Annotated in this window: 18 protein-coding genes; 7 read left to right on the forward strand and 11 right to left on the reverse strand. The window is 71.3% G+C overall.

What is annotated here, in order from left to right; genetic code table 11:
- Positions 1–375 precede the first annotated feature (375 nt).
- Both ACLJQZ_RS30575 and ACLJQZ_RS30580 read left to right on the forward strand, forming a co-directional pair.
- On the forward strand, positions 376–2,544 hold the full coding sequence (locus ACLJQZ_RS30575; protein ID WP_410623308.1) for a TerD family protein: 2,169 nt from the start codon (positions 376–378) through the stop codon (positions 2,542–2,544).
- A 98-nt stretch (positions 2,545–2,642) separates the two neighbouring features.
- Complete coding sequence (locus tag ACLJQZ_RS30580) at positions 2,643–3,857, forward strand: GNAT family N-acetyltransferase (RefSeq protein ID WP_410623309.1); 1,215 nt, start codon at positions 2,643–2,645, stop codon at positions 3,855–3,857.
- Positions 3,858–3,908: 51 nt separating this feature from the next.
- On the opposite strand, the gene ACLJQZ_RS30585 is transcribed toward ACLJQZ_RS30580, so the two are convergent.
- Positions 3,909–4,184, reverse strand: coding sequence for a hypothetical protein (locus ACLJQZ_RS30585; protein WP_247062405.1), 276 nt, complete (start codon positions 4,182–4,184; stop codon positions 3,909–3,911).
- Between the two features lie 37 nt (positions 4,185–4,221).
- Positions 4,222–5,328 carry a 23S rRNA (adenine(2503)-C(2))-methyltransferase RlmN gene (gene rlmN, locus ACLJQZ_RS30590; RefSeq protein WP_410623310.1) on the reverse strand — a complete coding sequence of 369 codons (1,107 nt, stop codon included), beginning with the start codon at positions 5,326–5,328 and terminating at the stop codon, positions 4,222–4,224.
- Positions 5,329–5,449: 121 nt separating this feature from the next.
- Between rlmN and ACLJQZ_RS30595 the strand changes: the two genes are divergently transcribed.
- Both ACLJQZ_RS30595 and ACLJQZ_RS30600 read left to right on the forward strand, forming a co-directional pair.
- Complete coding sequence (locus ACLJQZ_RS30595; protein WP_410623311.1) at positions 5,450–6,649, forward strand: glycosyltransferase; 1,200 nt, start codon at positions 5,450–5,452, stop codon at positions 6,647–6,649.
- A 107-nt stretch (positions 6,650–6,756) separates the two neighbouring features.
- On the forward strand, positions 6,757–7,368 hold the full coding sequence (locus ACLJQZ_RS30600) for a hypothetical protein (protein WP_410623312.1): 612 nt from the start codon (positions 6,757–6,759) through the stop codon (positions 7,366–7,368).
- Here the strand turns inward: ACLJQZ_RS30600 and ACLJQZ_RS30605 are convergent.
- Positions 7,365–9,674, reverse strand: a complete 2,310-nt coding sequence (locus ACLJQZ_RS30605; RefSeq protein WP_410623313.1) for a transketolase-like TK C-terminal-containing protein — start codon at positions 9,672–9,674, stop codon at positions 7,365–7,367. The two genes, ACLJQZ_RS30600 and ACLJQZ_RS30605, sit on opposite strands and share 4 nt — an antisense overlap.
- Positions 9,675–9,779: 105 nt before the next feature.
- A complete protein-coding gene (locus ACLJQZ_RS30610; RefSeq protein ID WP_326947186.1) occupies positions 9,780–10,265 on the reverse strand; it encodes an Lrp/AsnC family transcriptional regulator in 486 nt (161 codons plus the stop codon).
- Positions 10,266–10,377: 112 nt separating this feature from the next.
- Between ACLJQZ_RS30610 and ACLJQZ_RS30615 the strand changes: the two genes are divergently transcribed.
- On the forward strand, positions 10,378–11,013 hold the full coding sequence (locus tag ACLJQZ_RS30615; protein ID WP_410623314.1) for a PadR family transcriptional regulator: 636 nt from the start codon (positions 10,378–10,380) through the stop codon (positions 11,011–11,013).
- Here the strand turns inward: ACLJQZ_RS30615 and ACLJQZ_RS30620 are convergent.
- Complete coding sequence (locus ACLJQZ_RS30620) at positions 10,950–11,762, reverse strand: class I SAM-dependent methyltransferase (RefSeq protein WP_410623315.1); 813 nt, start codon at positions 11,760–11,762, stop codon at positions 10,950–10,952. The genes ACLJQZ_RS30615 and ACLJQZ_RS30620 overlap by 64 nt on opposite strands.
- 110 nt (positions 11,763–11,872) lie before the next feature.
- Here ACLJQZ_RS30620 and ACLJQZ_RS30625 point away from each other — a divergent pair, with 110 nt between their 5' ends.
- Positions 11,873–12,718 (forward strand): VOC family protein, encoded by an 846-nt coding sequence (locus ACLJQZ_RS30625; RefSeq protein ID WP_410623316.1) that lies wholly within the window; start codon positions 11,873–11,875, stop codon positions 12,716–12,718.
- Here the strand turns inward: ACLJQZ_RS30625 and ACLJQZ_RS30630 are convergent.
- Positions 12,706–14,031 carry an MFS transporter gene (locus ACLJQZ_RS30630; RefSeq protein WP_410623317.1) on the reverse strand — a complete coding sequence of 442 codons (1,326 nt, stop codon included), beginning with the start codon at positions 14,029–14,031 and terminating at the stop codon, positions 12,706–12,708. The genes ACLJQZ_RS30625 and ACLJQZ_RS30630 overlap by 13 nt on opposite strands.
- Positions 14,032–14,125: 94 nt before the next feature.
- Between ACLJQZ_RS30630 and ACLJQZ_RS30635 the strand changes: the two genes are divergently transcribed.
- Complete coding sequence (locus ACLJQZ_RS30635) at positions 14,126–15,091, forward strand: LysR family transcriptional regulator (protein WP_410623318.1); 966 nt, start codon at positions 14,126–14,128, stop codon at positions 15,089–15,091.
- Here the strand turns inward: ACLJQZ_RS30635 and ACLJQZ_RS30640 are convergent.
- From ACLJQZ_RS30640 to rpsB, 5 genes are all read right to left on the reverse strand, one after another.
- Entirely contained in the window at positions 15,041–15,898 is an 858-nt protein-coding gene (locus ACLJQZ_RS30640) for a phosphatidate cytidylyltransferase (protein WP_410623319.1), read from the reverse strand. The genes ACLJQZ_RS30635 and ACLJQZ_RS30640 overlap by 51 nt on opposite strands.
- A 323-nt stretch (positions 15,899–16,221) precedes the next feature.
- Complete coding sequence (gene frr, locus ACLJQZ_RS30645) at positions 16,222–16,779, reverse strand: ribosome recycling factor (protein ID WP_247062391.1); 558 nt, start codon at positions 16,777–16,779, stop codon at positions 16,222–16,224.
- A gap of 50 nt (positions 16,780–16,829) precedes the next feature.
- Positions 16,830–17,573, reverse strand: coding sequence for a UMP kinase (pyrH, locus tag ACLJQZ_RS30650; RefSeq protein ID WP_247062389.1), 744 nt, complete (start codon positions 17,571–17,573; stop codon positions 16,830–16,832).
- 118 nt (positions 17,574–17,691) lie between these two features.
- On the reverse strand, positions 17,692–18,507 hold the full coding sequence (gene tsf, locus ACLJQZ_RS30655; protein ID WP_410623320.1) for a translation elongation factor Ts: 816 nt from the start codon (positions 18,505–18,507) through the stop codon (positions 17,692–17,694).
- Between the two features lie 100 nt (positions 18,508–18,607).
- Positions 18,608–19,498: a 30S ribosomal protein S2 gene (gene rpsB, locus ACLJQZ_RS30660; protein WP_247062384.1), complete on the reverse strand. Its 891-nt coding sequence runs from the start codon at positions 19,496–19,498 to the stop codon at positions 18,608–18,610.
- Positions 19,499–19,754 lie beyond the last annotated feature (256 nt).

The following is a 19,754-nucleotide window of genomic DNA, read 5'->3' on the forward strand; positions in this document are numbered from 1 at the left end:
CGGACGTGAAGTCCGTGAACACCACCGAAGATCCTCCATGTCCCTGTCGTAACCCTAAAGGTGACGATCACGCTCGACATTGGCGACGATCTGCGACATACGGCGCAGCTCATTCACCCATTGGCATGACGTCCATGTTTCACGGAGATCAACGAAGTTGGCAACTCACCAACGGTGACATATCCCACAGCGTTTCGACCAATCCGCGGCGAAGGGTGTTCATTTCGGCCGGAGTGCGCTATTCGTCCTCGCGGAATTCGCCGCCGACCACCGGCTGTTCGCCCGCCATTCACCTGACGCCTGCCGCTCGCGAAATGACCGGGGACGTCCGAAAACCCTTTTCACCCGCGCGGGCCGATAGCCGAAGATGGACCCATGGACGTGTCGACGATCATCCGGAAGACGCTGTGTGTGCCGCGGAGCGCCGCACCGGCCGGGGACGGTGCCGTCGTGGCCCGGCAGATGGACGCCGTCCTGGCCACCGCCGGGTACAAGGCCACGCGCGAGCTCCTGGAGCACGTCGCCGGCCTGGAACCGGGGGCGGCGACGGACCTGGCCGTCGACGTCGTCGGCGCCGCCCGCGCGCTGGTCGGCGACCACGTGCGGCACAACGCGTACTTCATCGACTTCCCGCGCGGCGTGCCGGACACCGTCGAGTTCTGGGTGAGCTGCCTGCGCTCGGCCTTCGTCCCGGGCAAGAAGCGCAAGGCCACCGACAAGGAGCTGCTAGCGCTCCTCGGCGACGGCCTGGTCGGGCTGCTCGACCTGCCGCGGTACGGCCGCTACCAGCACACCTACGCCGAACTGCTGGCCGCCCACGACGAGCTGATCGCGTCCGTCAAGGACCGCGTCACCTTCCTGCGGCTCGGCGGCAGCCTCGAGGAGGAGACCCACGCGCTGTACCGGAAGCTGGCCGAGTCGGCCACGCCACTGGGCGAGGCGGACCTGGGGCTGCTCGCCGAACTGGCCGGCGGCTGCGCCGACGTCGAACTCGCGGCCGTGCCGGTGCGGGAGAACCGGGCCGTGCTCAACGCCGCCCGGCTCACCGCGGGCCGGCCGCTGGTCGACGTCGACACCGTGCTCGACGTGCTGCGCACCGCGTGCCAGGCCAGCGGTGGCGACGTCACCCTGGCCGAACCGACGCGGTTCCGCAGTTTCTCCCGCCGTGAACGGCGTGTCCTGCTCGCCGCGCTGGACCGCGTCGTCGCCGGCAACGAGGGCAAGCTCGGCGACGTCAACCGCTTCTCGCGCCGCTTCAAGCGCCTCGGCGAGTACCTGCACCCGCACGAGTACCCGCGGTTCCCGAACGCCCGTGACGTGTTCGCGGTCGCCCGCGGCGAGAAGACGGCGCAGTCGACGGCGGGCCGCGCGGAGGCGGCGTTCGCGGCCGACGACGTCGCCGGGGCGGCGGCGATCCTCACGGCCGCGCCGGGCATGCTGCTGCGCTCGCTGGATCGGTTGCTGCGCAACGCTTCCGCAGCCGAGCAGGACGACGTCCTCGACGCGGCGGCCAAGGTCCTCGGCTCGGTGTCCGGGCGCGTGCTGTGCTCGGTGCGCGAGCACCTCGGCAACCGCGCCGAGCCGGACGCCGCCCGGGTGTTCGCCACCCGCGGCCGCCGCGCGTGGGTCACCGAGGACACGCGGCCGCCGCTGCCCGGCGACGTCGTCACCCGCGCCTGCGCGCTGATCGACACCGAGCTGACCACCCGGCTCCCCCGCTACGAGCGCCTGGTCGTCGACCCGGCCGTGCTGGACGTCGCGCTGCCGCTGTCGGGGAAGGCGAGCGAAGACGGCTTCGCCGTGCTGCCGCGTGGTTCCCGCAGTCACGTCGACGGGGAGGTGCTGCGGTTCTTCACGCACTGGCGCCAGACCGGCCGCAGCACCGACTTCGACCTGTCCGCGCTGCTGCTGGACGCCGACTTCCACTACGCCGGGCACGTCTCGTGGACGAACCTCCGCGACGGCGGCGCGGTGTACTCGGGCGACGTGACCGACGCGCGGGACGGGGCGAGCGAGTTCATCGACATCCCGCGGGACTCGGTCTCCGCCGCGTACGTCGTGCCGCAGGTCAACATCTACTCCGGCGAAGGCTTCGACGAAGTCGCGGAGTCGGTGTTCGGCTGGATGACGCGCGACCGCGCGCAGGCCGGGGCGCCGTTCGAGGCCCGCACCGTGCGGACCCGCTCGGACATGCGCGGCGGCGGCCGCGTCGCGCTCCCGATCGTCTTCGCCCGCTGCCACGACGGATCGTGGACCGCGACGTGGCTGCACCTGTACCTGACCGGCTCGCCGAACTTCAACCGCGTCGAGGCCAACCAGGCCGGCACCGCCGGGCTGGTGCGCGGCATGCTGCGGCGCCGGTACCTGACGGTCGCGCACCTGGTCGGCCTGATGCGCGCGGCGGGTACCGAGGTCACCGAGTGGGAGCCCGGCGTCGAACTCGACGGACCGGTCACGTTCCTCGGCGTGCACCGGCCCGACGGCCTGCCGGACGCGTCCGAGGTGATCACCCTCGACCGGCTAAACCGGTTGGTGCCGAACTGAGCCGCCCGCTAGCCTGGACGTGCGAGGCCATGAGAGGACTTCCTTCTACTCCTTGTAATGGTTCTTAGTCCCCTCCCTCTCCTCGTAAAGGCCGCTCGATGCCGGAGATCCGTTCCACGACCGACGAGGATCTCGACGTCTTCCTCGAGACGCTCCACGCCGCGTTCGCGCGCTTCCGCGAGACCCCGGCCGAGGGCACCGGGTTCTGGTGGTCGGCGCTCGAAATGGACCGCGGCCTGCTCGCCGTCACGCCGGCCGGCCGGCCGGTCGGCACCGCTGCCGCGCACTCCTTCGAGCTGACCCTGCCCGGCGGGACCCTCGCGCCGGCCGCGGGCGTGACCGCCGTCGGCGTCGTCCCCACGCACCGGCGTCAAGGCGTGCTCACCGCGATGATGCGGCACCAGCTCGCCGAGGTGCGGGCCCGCGGGGAGTTCCTCTCGGTGCTGCTGTCCTCCGAAGCCGTGATCTACCGCCGGTTCGGCTACGGCCCGGCGACCTACACGGGCCGGCTGACGGTGCCGCGCCACCAGGCCACCTTCGCCGTCCCCCGGGCGGGCGAACCGGCCGCGACCGGCTCGATCGAACTGCGGCAGCGCGCCGAGTGCGGCGCTCTCCTGGAGGAGATCTACGACCGCTACCGCCGCAAGCAGCCGGGCGCGCTGTCCCGGCCGCACCACTGGTGGGCTTCCGGCGCGGGGCAACCCCCGGTTTCCCTGGCGCAGCGCCACATCGCCGTCCACCATGACGAGGACGGCGTCCCGGACGGGTACGCCGCCTACGCGCTGAGCGAAGCCACCACGTTGACGGTGGACGAGATCATCACGTCCGACGACGCCGTGTTCACGGCCCTGGCCCGGTTCGTGCTCAGCCACGACCTGGTCACCCAGGTCGTGATCAAGCAGGTCCCGCCAGGACACCCGCTGCGCTGGCAGCTGGCGGACTTCCGCACCGCCGACGTGGGCGACGACGGCGACTGGCTCTGGGTGCGGCTGCTGGACATCCCGCGCGCGCTGACTTCCCGCGGCTGGTTCACGGACGGCGAACTGATCCTCGACGTCACCGACCCGTTCCTCACCGAGCAGGGCCGCTACCTGCTGGAGGTCCGGGCCGGAAAGGCGACGTGCGTCCGGACGGACCGAGAGCCGGACCTGTCCCTGGACGTGAGCGACCTGGGCTCGATCTACCTGGGCGGCACAGTCCCGAGCACGCTGGAACGAGCCGGCCACATCCGAGCACACAACCCCTCGGCGGCGGCCCTGGCCGACAACCTCTTCCGAGCCGAACGCGACCCGCACTGCCTGCAGTGGTTCTGACCGTCCACTATGGACAAGCCCGGCTGGGCGCGTACCCCAGCAGCGCCGGGATCAGCGTGCGGGCAGCCAAGGCGCCAGCAACGCCTCGAGGTCGGCGTCCGACAGTGCGCGCGGGCCGCCGTGGAACTCGTGCCAGCGCGACGCGTCCCGCGCCGCGTGGAACTCGACCTCGAACGCGCGCATCAGCACGTACATGAAGCTCATCGAACTGAACTGCTCGCCCAGCAGGGTCCGGGCCGTGCGGGCGACCTCGGTCGCGCTGCGACCGGTGACGTCGGTGAGCATGAGCTCCTCGGCGGCCGGGTCGAACAGGCTCGGGGCAGACATCACAACAAACTCTCCATCACAGAAACAAAACCGGAACTCAGCCTTCGGCGGCCAGCTGGCCACAGGCCGCGGCGATGTCTTGGCCGCGTGTGTCACGCACCGTGCAGGCTACGCCGCCGGCGTTCACCAGCCGCACGAACTCCCGCTCCACCGGCTTCGGCGACGCGTCCCACTTCGAACCCGGCGTCGGGTTCAGCGGGATCACGTTCACGTGCACGAGCTGACCCAGGTGCTTGCGCAGCCGCTTCGCGAGAAGCTCCGCCCGCCACGGCTGGTCGTTGATGTCCCGGATCAACGCGTACTCGATCGACACCCGACGCCCAGACGTGTCCGCGTAGTACCGAGCCGCGGTGAGAACCTCGTCCACCGACCACCGCTCGTTCACCGGCACCAGCGTGTCCCGCAGTTCGTCGTCCGGCGTGTGCAGCGACACCGCCAGCCGCACCTGCATCTTCTCGTCCGCCAGCTTCCGGATCGCCGGCGCCAGCCCCACCGTCGACACCGTCACCGAACGCTGGCCGATCCCCAGACCACCCGGCGCGGGGTCCGTGATCCGCCGGACCGCGGCCACCACACGCTTGTAGTTGGCGAGAGGCTCGCCCATACCCATGAAGACGATGTTCGACAGCCGCCCGGGACCGCCGGCCATCTTGCCATCGCGCATGACCGCCGCGGCCGAGCGGACCTGGTCCACGATCTCCGCCGTCGACAGGTTCCGGTCCAAGCCGCCTTGGCCGGTCGCGCAGAAGGGGCACGCCATGCCGCAGCCGGCCTGGCTCGAGATGCACAACGTCGCGCGGTCCGGGTAGCGCATCAGGACGCTCTCCAGCAGCGTGCCGTCGTGCGCGCGCCACAGCGTCTTGCGGGTCGCGCCCTTGTCGGCCTCCAGCGCGCGGACCTCCGTCAGCAGCGTCGGCATCAGGTCGGCGACCAAGCGCTCACGGGAAGCCGCCGGGATGTCCGTCATCTCCGCCGGGTCGACCGTAAGGCGCGAGAAGTAGTGGTTCGACAGCTGCTTCGCGCGGAACGGCTTCTCCCCCAGCTCGGCCACCGCGGCGGCGCGGTCGGCCACCGAAAGGTCGGCGAGGTGGCGCGGCGGCAGGCCGCGCTTGGGGGCGTCGAAGACGAGCGGAAGGGCAGTCATAACTCGCTCAGTATCCCACGCGGCATCCGGCGCCACCCAGGCCACCCGGACGGCTGTTCCCCAGGTCACGGCGGAGCGGAAACCGGCTGCGGTGACCGGCGGGTTCTGCCAGGCTCGCCGGGTGAAGATCCTGTTCGCGACCGCCCCCGGCTACGGGCTGACGCTGCCGCTCATCCCCCTGATCTGGGCCGCGCGGGCCGCCGGGCACGAGGTCCTGCTCGCGACGTCCTCCGAGATGGTCGACGCCGGCGCGCGGGCCGGGCTGCCCGCCTTCGACGTCTTCCCGCGGCGCGACGTCTGGGACGACCTCATGAACACCGTCGCCGGCCACGGCCCGGCCGAGGACGAGCTCCCCGAGGAGTACCGGCTGGCGAGGCGGGCGGGCAACCCCTTCGGGTTGTTCACCGTGACCATGACCGAAGGCACGATCGAGGCCGGTCGGCTGTTCGGCGCCGACCTCGTCGTCCACACCTCCGACCACGCCGCCGGGATGCTCGCGGCCGCGGCCCTCGACGTGCCCGCGCTCGAGGTCGGCAACCGGATCTCGTGGTCCGTGCGCGACGCCGACTGGCGGGCGGAGCACCACGTCTTCGGCGAGGACGAGGTCAGCGACCTGATGCGGGCCAAGCTCGGGATCGGCGACGCGAAACCGGCCGTGCTCGCCAGAGTCGACCCGCGCGCGCCCAGCATGGGCGGGCTGGCCGCCGGCGAGGAGCACCCCGACGAGCGCGACGGCGTCCCGTGGTGGGCGATGCGGTTCGTGCCCTTCAACGGCGGCGCCGTCGTCGCGGACTGGGCGTTGCGCCGCCCGGACCGCCCGCGGATCGCGGTCACGCTCGGCACGGTGGTGCCGGTGATGTCCGGGGTCAGCAGCCTGGCCGTCGTCCTGGAGGCGCTCGGCCCCTTGGACGTCGAGGTCGTGCTCGCCGCCGGGACCGCGGACCTGACGGAGCTGGGTGAGCTGCCGCCGAACGTCCGCTCGGTCGGTTACCTCGCGCTGTCGGCGTTCCTGCCGTCCTGCTCGGCGATCGTGCACCACGGCGGGTCGGGCACCACGGCCGCGCCGTTGTCCTACGGCGTCCCGCAGCTCGTGCTGCCGTCCTTCGCGGACAACCCGCTCTCGGCGCAGCGCGTCGCCGATCGCGGCGTCGGCCTCAGCCACGACCCGGCCACCGTGGACGCCGCCACCGTGCGGGCGATGGTCGAGCGGTTGCTCACCGAAGACGGGTTCCGGACGGCGGCCCGGGAGGTCGCCGCGGAGATGGCGACGCAGCCCAGCCCGGCCGACGTCCTCGCCCGCGCGGTCGCCGCGCTGGGCTGACCCGGGTGGGTGAACACACCTGAACGCACCGCCTTAATCTGACCGGGATTCACAGCGAACCGGACGGGCCGTTCGTGAGTCCAAGGGCGGACGAAAGAGGTGAGCCCGTGCGGAGCCGTTCCTTCCGGCGCAGCGTCCTGGCCGTTTCGGTGGTGCTGAGCGCCGCCGCCTGCACGACGTCGACGGACGGCCGGCCCCAGCCGGTGCCGACCGTGACCGCGGCCGGCCCCGCGGGGGACCGGATCGACGTCGGGACGATGCACGTCACGCTGCCGGCGGGCGCGAAGTACACCGCGCACAGCCAGGACGGCCTGCTCGACGGCTGCATCACCGAAGGCACCGTCGTCTGCGAAGCGCGGCTCCTGGACCTGCGCGAAGCCACGTCGGACCCCAACGCGCCCATCAACCTTCCAAGCGCGAAGCGGCCCTTCGGCTGGTACACCGGCACGGACGTGCCGACGTGCATCACCGCCGCGTCGCCGCCCGGGGAGGCCGCGACGGCCACCGGCAGCACCCTCGTCGAGTCCGGGTTCAAGCCGGTCGGGACCAAGAACGCCGAGTACGGCCGCTGGCAGGTCAGCTGCGAGGACGCCACGCAGAACAACGAGGTCCGCATGTGGTGGCTGCCGACGAGCAAGATCCTCGTCGTCGAGTACGGCGCCTTCGCCGGCTGGGACGCCAAGATGGACACCCTGCTCACCGGCGCCACGTTCACCTAGCCCACGACGTCCAGCGCCGCGCGGATGATCGCGTCGGTGTCGATGCCGTGGTAGCGGTAGACCTCCTCCAGCGACCCGGACTGGCCGAAGCCGGTGACGCCCAGCGTCGCCGCCGGCACGCGGTTGATCCCGGCGAGGAACGCCAGCGTGTGCGGGTGCCCGTCGAGGACCGTGACCAGCGGGCACGCCCGGGACGCCGGGAAGACCTGGTCGAGGATCCAGCTCTCGCCGCTCCCCTGCCCGGCCCGCGCGCGCGTCGCCTCGAACAGCAGGCCGGGGCTGGTCACGCAGACGACGTCCGCCTCGACGCCGACCTGCGCCAGCCGCTCGGCCGCCGCCAGGGTGTCGGGTACCAGCGCGCCCATCGCCGCGAGCGTGACCACCGGCGCGGAGGCCCGGCGCAGCAGGTACGCGCCCGCCACGACCTGGCGGCGACGGCGTTCGCGCGCGGCCGGGTCGGCCGGGACGCCGGCCAGGGTCTGGTCGACCGGCCGGGTCGAGAGCCGGAAGTAGGACGACGTGCCGCCCGGCTTGCCCAGCCGGCCCAGCGCGGCCAGCAGCGTCCACTCGGTGTCGATCGCGAACGCCGGTTCGTAGCTGACGCAGCCGGGCTGCTCGATGCCGATCGACGGCGTGGTGATCGACTGGTGCGCGCCGCCTTCGGGGGCGAGCGTGACGCCCGACGGCGTGCCGATCAGGATCGACTGGCCGCCCGCGTAGATGCCGAACGACCACGGCTCCAACGCGCGTTCGACGAACGGGTCGTACATGACGCCGATCGGCAGCAGCGGCTCGCCCCAGCGGCTCCAGGTGGCGCCCAGCTCGCCCAGCAGGCCGACCAGGTTCGTCTCGGCGATGCCCAGCTCGACGTGCTGGCCGGTGGGCTTCTCACGCCAGTGCATGATCGTCTCGGGGTCGTCGTCGAACCAGTCACGGCGCTCGATCGCCGACCAGACGCCGACCTTGTTGACCCAGCCGCCGAGGTTGGTCGTCGAGCTGACGTCCGGGCTGACCGTCACCACGCGCTTCGCCGCTTCGGGCGCTTCGCGCGTCAGGTCGAGCAGGGCGCGGCCCAGCGCCGCCTGCGTCGTCGCGGTCCCGGACGGTGTGCGCCCGATGTCGACCGGCAGGTCCACCGAAGGCACGGCAGGGACGTCCGGACGGCGAAGGCGCGAAGCGATGTCGGCGCACAACGCGGCTTCGGGCGATCCGTCCGCGAAGCCCTGCCACGGCGCTGAAAGATCCGTGCCCAGCGAAGCGGCGAGCTCTTCCATCTGCTCGACGGTCAGCAGCGACGAGTGGTTCTGCGGGTGCCCCTGCGTCGGCAGGCCGCGGCCCTTGACGGTGTAGGCGAAGATCACCGTCGGCCGGCTGTCCGAAATGGACGCGAAGACCTCGTCGAGCGAACCGAGGTCGTGCCCGCCGAGGTTGCGGATCGCGGCCAGCAGCGTCTCGTCGTCGAGCGACGCCACCAGCCCCGCCAGTGTCTGATCGCCCGCGGGCAGCCGGTCGCGCAGCTGGGCGGCATCGCAGCGCAGCAGCCGCTGGTACTCGGGGTTCGGCATCGCGTCGATCCGCGCGCGCAGCTCGGCACCGCCGGGCCGGGTGAACAGCTCTTCCAGCAGCCGGCCGTACTTGAGCGTCAGGACCTGCCAGCCGGCCGCGTCGAACATGCCCTGCAGCCGTCCGGCCGCGATGTTCGGCACCACGCGGTCGAGGGACTGGCGGTTGAGGTCGACGATCCAGACGATCTCGCCCAGCTCGGCCACCGCCGGGTCGAGGATCGCCTCCCAGATCGCGCCCTCGTCCAGCTCGGCGTCGCCGACCAGCGAGTACTGCCGTCCGGTGCCCGCGTCACGCCCGCGCGTCGTCAGGTAGCGGCGGGCCAGCGCGCCCCAGATCGGCGCGGTGGCGCCGATGCCGACCGAGCCGGTCGAGTAGTCCACCGGGTCGGGGTCCTTGGCGCGGCTCGGGTAGCTCTGCAGCCCGCCGAACTCGCGCAGCGTCGGCAGCCAGTCCTCGTCCAGCTCGCCGAGCAGGTAGTTGATCGCGTGGAGCACGGGCGACGCGTGCGGCTTCACCGAGACGCGGTCCTCCGGACGCAGGTGCCGGAACCACAGCGACGTCATGATCGAGACCAGCGACGCACACGACGCCTGGTGCCCGCCGACCTTGAGCCCGGACGGGTTGGGCCGCACCCGGTTGGCCTGGTGCACGATCGCGGTGGCGAGCCACAGCACCCGCCGTTCGATCGCGGCGAGCTCGTCCGAGCCGGTCGCCGGAGCGGTCGGGGAGGTCTGGGTCATCGTCGACACCTTTCGTGCAGGAAGCGTCACCAGGACAGCACTGGTGGACGCATCGCACAACCGATGCCGCGCGAGCTGCGCAGAATGCACTCCCCCGAGGGGGACTCACGCCTCCGGCTGGGCAGAATGCACGCGCTCCAGCAGCGGCTTCAGCCGGTACGGGACGAGCTCCCGCATGACGAGCGAGATGTTCGTCCGCTCGACACCCGGCGAGGCCAGGATGTGCCCGGCGATGCGGTAGAGGTCGTCCGCGTCGACGGCGACGACCTGCACCATCAGGTCACTCGCGCCGGTCAGCCCGCAGACCTCGGTCACCTCGGGGATGCCGGAGAGGGCGTCGGCGATCTCGGCGAGGCGCCGCTGGTCGACCTGTGCGTTGACGAACGCGCGCAGCGGGTAGCCCAGCCGCGCCGGGTCGATGCGGCGCTCGAACGACTCGAGCACGCCGCGCTGTTCCAGCCGGGCGAGCCGGGCCTGCACCGTGTTGCGGGACAGGCCGAGGCGCTCGGCCAGCGCGACCGCCGTCGAGCGCGGGTCCGCGCCCAGGGCCAGCAGGAGCCGCGCGTCGATGTCGTCGATGGTGTCGGGCACGCCGCCGATCTTCGCAGGCCGTCGTAAGCGGTGTCACGACCAGGCGGTTGCCATCCGACTGTTTCCGATATATCGTGAACGTGTCGCAACAGTTCGAGAAAGGAACACCGACATGCGTAGGCAACGACACCCCTTCACCCAGGAACACCCCTTCGCCCGTGAACGCGGGCGCACTCCCTTTGGTGGCTTCGGCGACTTCCCCCCGGGCTTCGGCCCTGGTGGCGGACGCGGCCGGGGTCACGGTCCGGGCCGGCGCGGCCACGGCGGCCGGCGCAGCCGGCGCGGTGACGTCCGCGCCGCGATCCTGGCGCTGCTCGCCGAGCAGCCCCGGCACGGCTACGAGATCATCCGCGAAATCGGTGAACGCTCCGGCGGTTTCTGGCGGCCGAGCCCCGGCTCGGTCTACCCGACACTGCAGCTGCTGGCCGACGAAGGCCTGGTCATCGGCAAGGACGAGCACGGCAAGAAGCTGTTCGAGCTGACCGACGACGGCCGTACCGCCGCGGCGCAGCAGGACAGCACCCCGCCGTGGGAGCAGATCGCGCAGGACGTCGACCCGTCCGAGATCGGGCTGGCCAAGGCGGGCAAGAACCTGGCCGCCGCCGTCGTGCAGATCATGCGCGCGGGTTCCGAAAGCCAGCAGGCCCGTGCGGCCGAGGTGCTCAACGACGCCCGGCGCTCGCTCTACGGCATCCTCGGCGAGGACGAGGACGAGTCGGCCGCTCCGTCCGAAGAAGCAGCCGAGTGACCAGGCAGGACGAGGCCGGTGGGCTTGACCCGCGTGTGAACGCGGTAGCCCACCGGCAGCGTCAGGTCGGTCTCGCGATTCCCGTTACGCTGCAAGGACTTCGCGATCGCCTGTTCGGCGATCGGTTTGCTGAACTCGATCTTCAGCACGGCTTCGAGGTCCGCGGCGGTCGCGAAACGCCACTCGGTGGCGACCCGGCGGCACGCGAACCCGGCGCGGGCGAAGAACCGTTCGACCGCGACCGGGTCGTAACGCGGTAGGTCGGCGCGCATCCAGCCCCCGTAGGGCTCGCTGGTCGCGTCGAGGTCCACGATCAGCAGCGCGCCACCCGGCCGCAGCACCCGCTCGGCCTCCGCCAGCCCGGGCTCGCACCCGGGCCCGAAGAAGTACGCGGTGCGCGCGTGCACGACGTCGACGCTCGCGCTGCGGACCGGCAGCCGCTGGGCCCGGCCCAGCCGGACATCCACGTTCTCCAGCTCCCGCACGCGCCCCAGGGCGTCCCGCACCAGCGGCTCGTGCGGCTCGATCCCCAGCACCGACCGCGCGTCCCGCGCGAACCGCGGCAGGTGATAGCCGTCACCGCAGCCGACGTCCAGCACGTCCCGGCCGGCCCAGTCGTACTCCTCCCGCAGCACGCGCCAGATCTCGCCGCCGCTGTCCTGCGCCCGGTTCTCCAGCTCGTAATCGGCCTGGTAGTACCAGATGTTCGGACTCGGCACGACCTCCGCGCGCCGGGACGACCACCGCACCGCTGCTCCTTCCGGGGCCCGCTCCGCCGACAGTGATTCTTCCGGCGCGAATTCTTGCCGGAAACCTTACGGATCACGCCTAGAATTCGGTGGTCTCGGGAGGAGCACTCATGGCAATCGGCCCGCCCAGTACCCCGTCCCCGGTTCCGGCCGGAATTCCGTGCTGGATCGAGCTCGCCTGCCGGGAGCAGGCCGTCGTGGAGAGATTCTACGGCGACCTCTTCGGCTGGATGTACGCCACTCAACGCGATCCCGCGACGTCCGACGGACGTTATGCGATCGCGACGCTCAACGAGCTGCCGGTCGGCGGGCTCTACCGCGCCGCCCAGGGCGCGCCACTGGGCTGGATGCCGCACATCTCCGTGCCGCACACGGCGAGTGCGGCCGAATGGGTGGAGCACCTCGGCGGCCGGCTGACGCTCGGCCCGATGCCGATCCCGCAGCGGGGAACGATCCTGCACGCCTACGACGCGTGCGGCGCGCCGGTGGTGTTCTGGGAGGTCCCGCCGGACTGGGAGTTCGTCACCGGGATCCCCAACACCTTCAGCGGCGCCGACCTCAACACCCACGACGGCGTCGCGGCGGATCACTTCTACACCAAGCTGTTCAACTACTCGAGCCACCAGATCGGCGACGGCGAATCGCTCGACTACGCCGAATGGCTCATCGAGCACCAGCCGGTGCTGTACCGCTACGTGATGGGCTCGGAGTACAGCCTCGACACCCCGCCGCACTGGCTCGTGTACTTCGACATCGACCCGGCGCGCGGCGTGGACGCCGTCGCGGGCGAGGCGCTCATGCACGGCGGCACCGTCGTGATCCAGCCGTATGACACCCCGTTCGGCCGGATGGCGATCCTCGCCGACCCGGAGGGCGCGGTGTTCGCCGTGATCGACCACTCGCGCATCGCCGAAGGCTGGGGCCGCGCCGAGGTCGACGACCCCTACGACGACTGACGCCCGAGCAGCGCCAGCACCACGACCAGCGCGTAACCGCCCGCCACCAGCCACATGCCGGTGGCGGGCAGCAACGCGCCGACGAGCGCGACCCCGATCGCGCCCCCGGTCTGACGGGACGCGTTGAGCACCCCGGCGGCCAGCCCGGCCTTGTCCGGCAAGGAGTTCACGGCCAGCGACGTCATCGCGGGCATGGCCAGCGAGCAGCAGCCGAAGACCACCGAGACCAGCACGAACACCACGATGGCCCGGTCCGCGGGCAGCAGCGCGAAGCCGGCCGAGCCGGCGAACCCGGCCAGCGCACCCGCGATCATCGGGACGCGCGCGCCGAAGCGCCCGGTGAGGCGGCCGCTGAAGAACGCGTTGAGCCCCACCGCCACGGTCAGCGGCACCAGCGCGAGACCGGCGGCGAGCGCGCCCAGCGACCAGGCCCGTTGCAGGTACAGCGCGAGCGAGAACAGCGTGCCGTAGAGGCAGAAGTTGAACAGCCCGCCGATGCCGGTCGCCACCGCGAAGTTCCGGATCCGCAGGACACCCAGCGGCAGCACGGGATCCGGCACCCGCCGTTCGACGATCACGAACACCGCGCCGGCCACCACGCCCCCGGCCAGCAACGTGAGCGTCAGCGGCGCGAGCCAGCCGGCGTGGCCCGACTCGATGAAGCCCGCGACGAGGCAAGCGAGCGACGCCGTGCCGGTCAGCTGCCCGGCCAGGTCCAGCCGGGTCGACGCGTGCCGCGGCGGTTCGGCGACCGCGCGGCGCGTCAGGACGATCGCGACGATCCCGACCGGCACGTTCACCGCGAACACCAGCCGCCAGTCGGCCAGGCCCACGGCCAGCCCGCCGAGCACCGGACCGGCCGCGAGGCCCGCCCCGCTCATCCCGCCCCACACGCCGAGCGCCCGGGCCCGCTCCCGCGGGTCCGGGAACTGGTGCACGATCAGCGCCAGCGACGACGGCAGCAGTGCGGCGGCGCCCGCGCCCTGCACGGCCCGCGCGGCGATCAGCCAGGCGGCCGAGCCCGCGAGCGCGCAGGCGATGCTCGCGAGCACGAAGACCGCGACCCAGGCCTCGAAGACGCGGCGCGAACCCCACCGGTCGCCGGCGGCGCCCCAGGTGAGCAGGAACGCGGCGAGCGTGACGGTGTAGGCGTCGACCACCCACTGCAGCGCGGCGGTCGACGGCTCGCCGAAGTCGGCGCCGATCGCCGGGAGCGCGAGGTTCACGATGGTCGCGTCGAGGGTGATCATCAGGAAGCCCAGGCAGACGGCGGTGAGCGCGAGCTTGGCCGGGGCGCGGGTTTCGGTGGGCATGCCCCGAGTCAAACCCCTGGACACTTCGGTGGTCCACGAACCATCGCCTACGTCTGGTAGGCGGAACCTCCCACCGCAGGTCTACGGTGCCGTCATGGAACTACGGCAGCTCCGGTACTTCCTGGCGGTCGCGGAGGAGCTCCACTTCGGACGGGCGGCCGAGCGGCTGCACATCGCGAGCCCGTCGCTGTCGCAGCAGATCAAGAAGCTCGAACGGGACCTGGGCGCGGCGCTGTTCGTCCGCGACCGGCGGCACGTCGAGCTGACCCGGGCCGGGGCCGCGCTGGTCGGTGACGCGCGGCAGATCCTGGAGCTGGCCGACGCGGCCGCGCGCCGGGTCCGCGGCACCGCGCGGACGAAGCTGCGCCTCGGGCACGTGAGCTGGCTGCCGGCCGAGCTGACGCAGCTGCTCGGCGACGTCGTCCGGCTCGACGAGTGGGTGCTGCCATCGCACACCCAGGTCGTCCGGGTCGCCGAAGGCACCCTGGATCTCGCGCTGGCCTGGGTCGACACCGGGCGGCTGTCTTCCCTCGACCTCGTGGCGCACCTGGTGCGGATCGAGACGCTGCCCGCGATCGTGCCCGGTGACCAGCCTGCGGCCCGGTCGGATTCGGTGCCCGCGCCGTCGGTGTCGGTGCTGGTCGACTCGGACCAGTCGTCGTGGCCGGCGTGGAACGAGTTCGCGCTGGACTACGCGGCAGCGAGCGGCGCCCGGGTCGTCCACATCGACGACGGCGGCGTCACCGGGCAGGCGTTCTTCGACCATGTGACACGGCTGCGGGTACCGGTGCTGCAGTCGCCGAAGCGGCACACGGCGCCGTTCCCGCCGAGCCTGGTACGGCGCCCGATCGGCGCCCCGGGCCCGGGCTGGACGTGGTCACTGGTGCACCGGCGCGACGACGACCGGCCGGAGGTCGCGCTGGTCGTCGAGCGGGTACTGGGTCTGCGGGCGACGATGCGCTGGGACGAGCCGGGCGCCTGGTTGCCGGCGACCGACCCGCACCGCGCGTCAGCCCAGCGGCACGAACGCCGAGAGCAGCAGCCAGGACACCACGGCTGAGGGCAGCAGCGAGTCGAGGCGGTCCATGATCCCGCCGTGCCCGGGCAGCAGCGTGCCCATGTCCTTGACGCCCAGGTCGCGCTTGATCAGCGACTCGACGAGGTCGCCCAGCGTCGCGGTCAGCACGATCGCGACGCCGAAGATCACGCCCTGCCAGACGTGGCCGTCGAGCAGCAGGCTGAGCGTCAGCGCTCCGGCCACGACGCCACCGACCACCGAACCCGCGAAGCCTTCCCAGGTCTTCTTCGGGCTGATGCTGGGCGCCATCGGGTGCTTCCCGCCGAGGACGCCGGCGATGTAGCCACCGGTGTCCGAGGCGACGACGCCGATCAGGAAGGTGAGAACGCGCCCGACGCCGTCCGACGGCGGCACGAGCATCGCCGCGAAGGCGCCGAACAGCGGCAGGTAGGCCGCGGCGAACGCCGACGCGCTGATGTCGCGCAGGTAGCCCTTCGCGCCGCCGGGCAGCCGCCAGAGCAGGCAGGCGAGCACGGTGAGGACGAACGCCGTCAGCGCGCCTTCCCGGCCGAACGGCCAGGCCAGCCAGATCATCGCCTGCCCGCCGACCAGCACCGGGATCACGGCGATCCGGGTGTCGGCGACCCGGCGCAGCACGCCGGCGAACTCGAAGGTGCCGACCGCGATGGCGACCGCGATGATCCCGATGAAGATGAAGCGCACGGTGAGCAGGGAAACGATGATCGCGGCCCCGAGCAGCAACCCGACGCCGATGGCCGCGGGCAGGTTACGCCCGGCCTTGGAGCCCTTCTTGGCTTCGGGCGCCACAGCCGGCGCGGTCTCGGCCACCCCAGCCTCGGCAGGCTCGTTCGGCAGCGCCGCAGTCCCCCCAGCCGACGCGGCGGTCTCGCCGGATCCAGCCTCGGCAGCGCCGCTCGGCTGCGTCGAAGCCGGCGCAGCAGCGCCACCGTTCGTCCGGGCCGAACCCGGCGCGGCAGCCTCGGTCGGCTGAGCCGATTCCGGCGAAGCCGCCCCGGTCGGCGCAGCAGCACCGTTCGGCCGGGCCGATGCCGGCTCGCCGGATGTGGCCGGTTCCGGTGTCCCGGGACCGGCCGCCGGTTCTTCGCCGGTGGCGTCCACCCGGTCTTCGCGTTCCTCGCTCACCTGTGCCATCAGACCTCGAGCAGCTCGGCTTCCTTGTGCTTGACCAGCTCGTCGACCTTGTGCGAGTACGTGTCGGTGAGGTTCTGCAGCTCCTTCTCCGCGCGCACGACCTCGTCTTCGCCCGCTTCGCCGTCCTTGCCGATGCGGTCGAGCTCTTCCTTGGCCTTGCGGCGGATGCTGCGGATGGTCACCCGCGCGTCCTCGCCCTTGCCCTTGGCGACCTTCACCATCTCCTTGCGCCGCTCCTCGGTGAGCTGCGGGATGACGATGCGGATGACCTGGCCGTCGTTGCTCGGGTTGACCCCGAGGTCGGACTCGCGGATGGCCTTCTCGATGGCGTTGAGCTGGGTCTGGTCGTAGGGCTTGATCAGCGCCATCCGGGCTTCCGGCACGTTCACGCTGGCCAGCTGGTTCAGCGGGGTCGGCGCACCGTAGTACTCGACCACGATGCGCGAGAACATCGACGAGGTGGCCCGGCCGGTGCGCACCGACGTCAGGTCGTCCTTCGCGACGGACACCGCTTTTTCCATCTTCTCCTCGGCATCGAGGAGGGTCTCGTCGATCACGGCTACTCCCGTTGTTGTGATGGTGTGGCGCCTGGCTGATCCCAGCAGGTCTAGGCAGGTACCCCGTCGGCGGGGGTACAGACCAGGGTCCCGATTCTTTCACCACTCACCGCGCGGGCGATGTTCCCCTCGGTGAGCAGGTTGAACACGATGATCGGCATGTTGTTGTCCATGCAGAGGCTGAACGCCGTCGCGTCGGCGACCTTGAGGTCCCGCTCCAGCACCTCGCGGTGGGTGATCTCGCGGAACATCTCGGCGGTCGGGTCGCTCTTCGGGTCCGCGGTGTAGACGCCGTCGACGGCCTTCGCCATCAGCACGGCCTCGCAGCCCAGCTCGAGCGCCCGCTGCGCGGCCGCGGTGTCCGTGGAGAAGTACGGCATGCCGACCCCGGCACCGAAGATCACGACGCGGCCCTTTTCCAGGTGCCGCTCGGCGCGACGCGGAATGTACGGCTCGGCCACCTGGCCCATCGTGATCGCGGTCTGCACCCGGGTGGGCAGGCCCTCCTTCTCCAGGAAGTCCTGCAGCGCCAAGCAGTTCATCACGGTGCCCAGCATCGCCATGTAGTCGGCGCGGTCGCGGTCCATGCCGCGCTGCGACAGCTCGGCGCCACGGAAGTAGTTGCCACCGCCGATCACGACGGCGACCTGGACGCCGGTGCGGGCGACGTCGGCGATCTGCTGCGCGACCGAGTGGACGACATCCGGATCGACGCCGATCGAACCACCGCCGAACATCTCGCCGCCCAGTTTCAGCAGCACCCGCCGGTAGCCACCTTCGACCCGGTCACCCATCTATGTCGCCTCCTAGGCGCTTCGACCCTCGAAAAATCTTCTTCTGGACCCGGCAGTGCCCCGTCCCCGATGGACGGAGACGGGGCACTGGGGGTGAAACCTACGCCCGGACCTGGCCTCAGGCCTGGCCGACCTCGAAACGGGCGAACTTCGTGATCGTCACGCCCGCCGCGTCGAGCAGGGCCTTGACGGTCTTCTTGTTGTCCTTGACCGACGGCTGCTCGAGCAGCACGTTGTCCTTGTAGTACGCGTTGACCTTGCCTTCGACGATCTTCGCCATCGCCTGCTCCGGCTTGCCCTCTTCACGGGCGGTCTTCTCCGCGATGGAGCGCTCGTTCTCGACGATCTCGGCGGGCACCTCGTCGCGGGTCAGGTACTTCGCGCGCAGCGCGGCGACCTGCATGGCGGCGGCGCGGGCGGCCTCGGTGTCGTCACCGGTGAACTCGACGAGCACGCCGACGGCCGGCGGCAGGTCCGAGCCGCGGCGGTGCAGGTAGCTCGTGGTCTGGCCCTCGAAGGACACGACGCGGCGCAGCTCGAGCTTCTCGCCGATGCGGGCGGACAGCTCCTGCACGACCTCGTTGACCGTCTTGCCGTCCAGCTCGGCGCCCTTGAGGGCGTCCACGTCGCTGGTCTTGAGGGTCTTCGCGACCTCGACGATCTTCGCGGCGAGCGCCTGGAACTCGGCGTTCTTCGCGACGAAGTCGGTCTCGGAGTCGAGCTCGATCAGGACGCCGCCGGCACCGGCGACGAGGCCTTCGGCGGTGGCGCGCTCGGCGCGCTTGCCGACGTCCTTGGCGCCCTTGATGCGGAGGAACTCGACGGCCTTGTCGAAGTCGCCGTCGTTCTCCTCCATCGCCTTCTTGCAGTCCATGAAGCCGGCGCCGGTCATCTCGCGCAGGCGCTTCACGTCAGCGGCGGTGTAGTTCGCCATTCTGCTAAATCCGTCCTTTTCAGGTACGTGAAATCCTTGGGGGGAGCGACGTCCGTGCGGCCGGGCCGGGATCCGGCCCGGCCGCACGGACAGCGGTGGATCAGGAGGAGGCGGTCGCCTGCTCGGCCTCGGCGGGGGCCTCGGCCGGCGTCTCGACCGGAGCGTCGACGGCCGCGGCCGCCTCGGTCGCGTCGGCGGCGGCGGTCTCGGAGCCGGCGAGCAGCTCCTTCTCCCACTCGGCCAGCGGCTCGTCGGTGGCGACACCCGGCTCCGGCTTGGAGTCGGCCGAAGCACCGTTGCGGCTGGAGCGCTGCATCAGACCGGCGGCCGCGGCCTCGGCGACGACCTTGGTCAGCAGCGCGGCCGACCGGATGGCGTCGTCGTTGCCCGGGATCGGGTAGTCGACCTCGTCCGGGTCGCAGTTGGTGTCCAGGATCGCGACGACCGGGATGTTCAGCTTGCGCGCCTCGCCGACGGCGATGTGCTCCTTCTTGGTGTCGACGATCCACACGATGCTCGGCACCTTGGCCATGTCGCGGATACCGCCGAGGGTCTTCTCGAGCTTGTCCTTCTCGCGGGTCAGCGTCAGGATCTCGCGCTTGGTGAGACCCTCGAAGCCGCCGGTCTGCTCCCGCGACTCGAGCTCCTTCAGGCGGAGAAGACGCTTGTGCACCGTCTGGAAGTTGGTCAGCATGCCGCCGAGCCAGCGCTGGTTCACGTAGGGCATGCCCACGCGCAAAGCTTCGGCCGCGATGGCTTCCTGAGCCTGCTTCTTCGTGCCGACGAACATGATCGTGCCGCCGTGCGCGACGGTTTCCTTGATGAACTCGTACGCACGGTCGATGTAGGTCAGCGTCTGCTGCAGGTCGATGATGTAGATGCCGTTGCGCTCGGTGAAGATGTAGCGCTTCATCTTCGGGTTCCACCGACGGGTCTGGTGCCCGAAGTGGACGCCGCTGTCGAGCAGCTGCTTCATGGTGACGACGGCCATTGCCGGAATCGACCTCTTCTGTGTCGTGCGCGCCGGAGCCCCTGAGGTCCCCACCGCGCTACTCGGTTTTGTCGCTCACGGCCGGGAGGCCGCTCGCCCTGGTGCCCGTGCCGGTGTCCGGACCCCGAGGTGAAGGACCGCAGGGACCGCCGAACACCGTGCGACTCGCCCCGGCTGGTGGTTCACTGCCGGGGGAACGCGCACGTGCACGCGAAGTCAGTCCGCTCACACGGACCGCGGAAAAGATTCTACCCCC

The sequence above is a fragment of the Amycolatopsis sp. cmx-8-4 genome, assembly GCF_046548675.1.
Taxonomy (GTDB): domain Bacteria; phylum Actinomycetota; class Actinomycetes; order Mycobacteriales; family Pseudonocardiaceae; genus Amycolatopsis.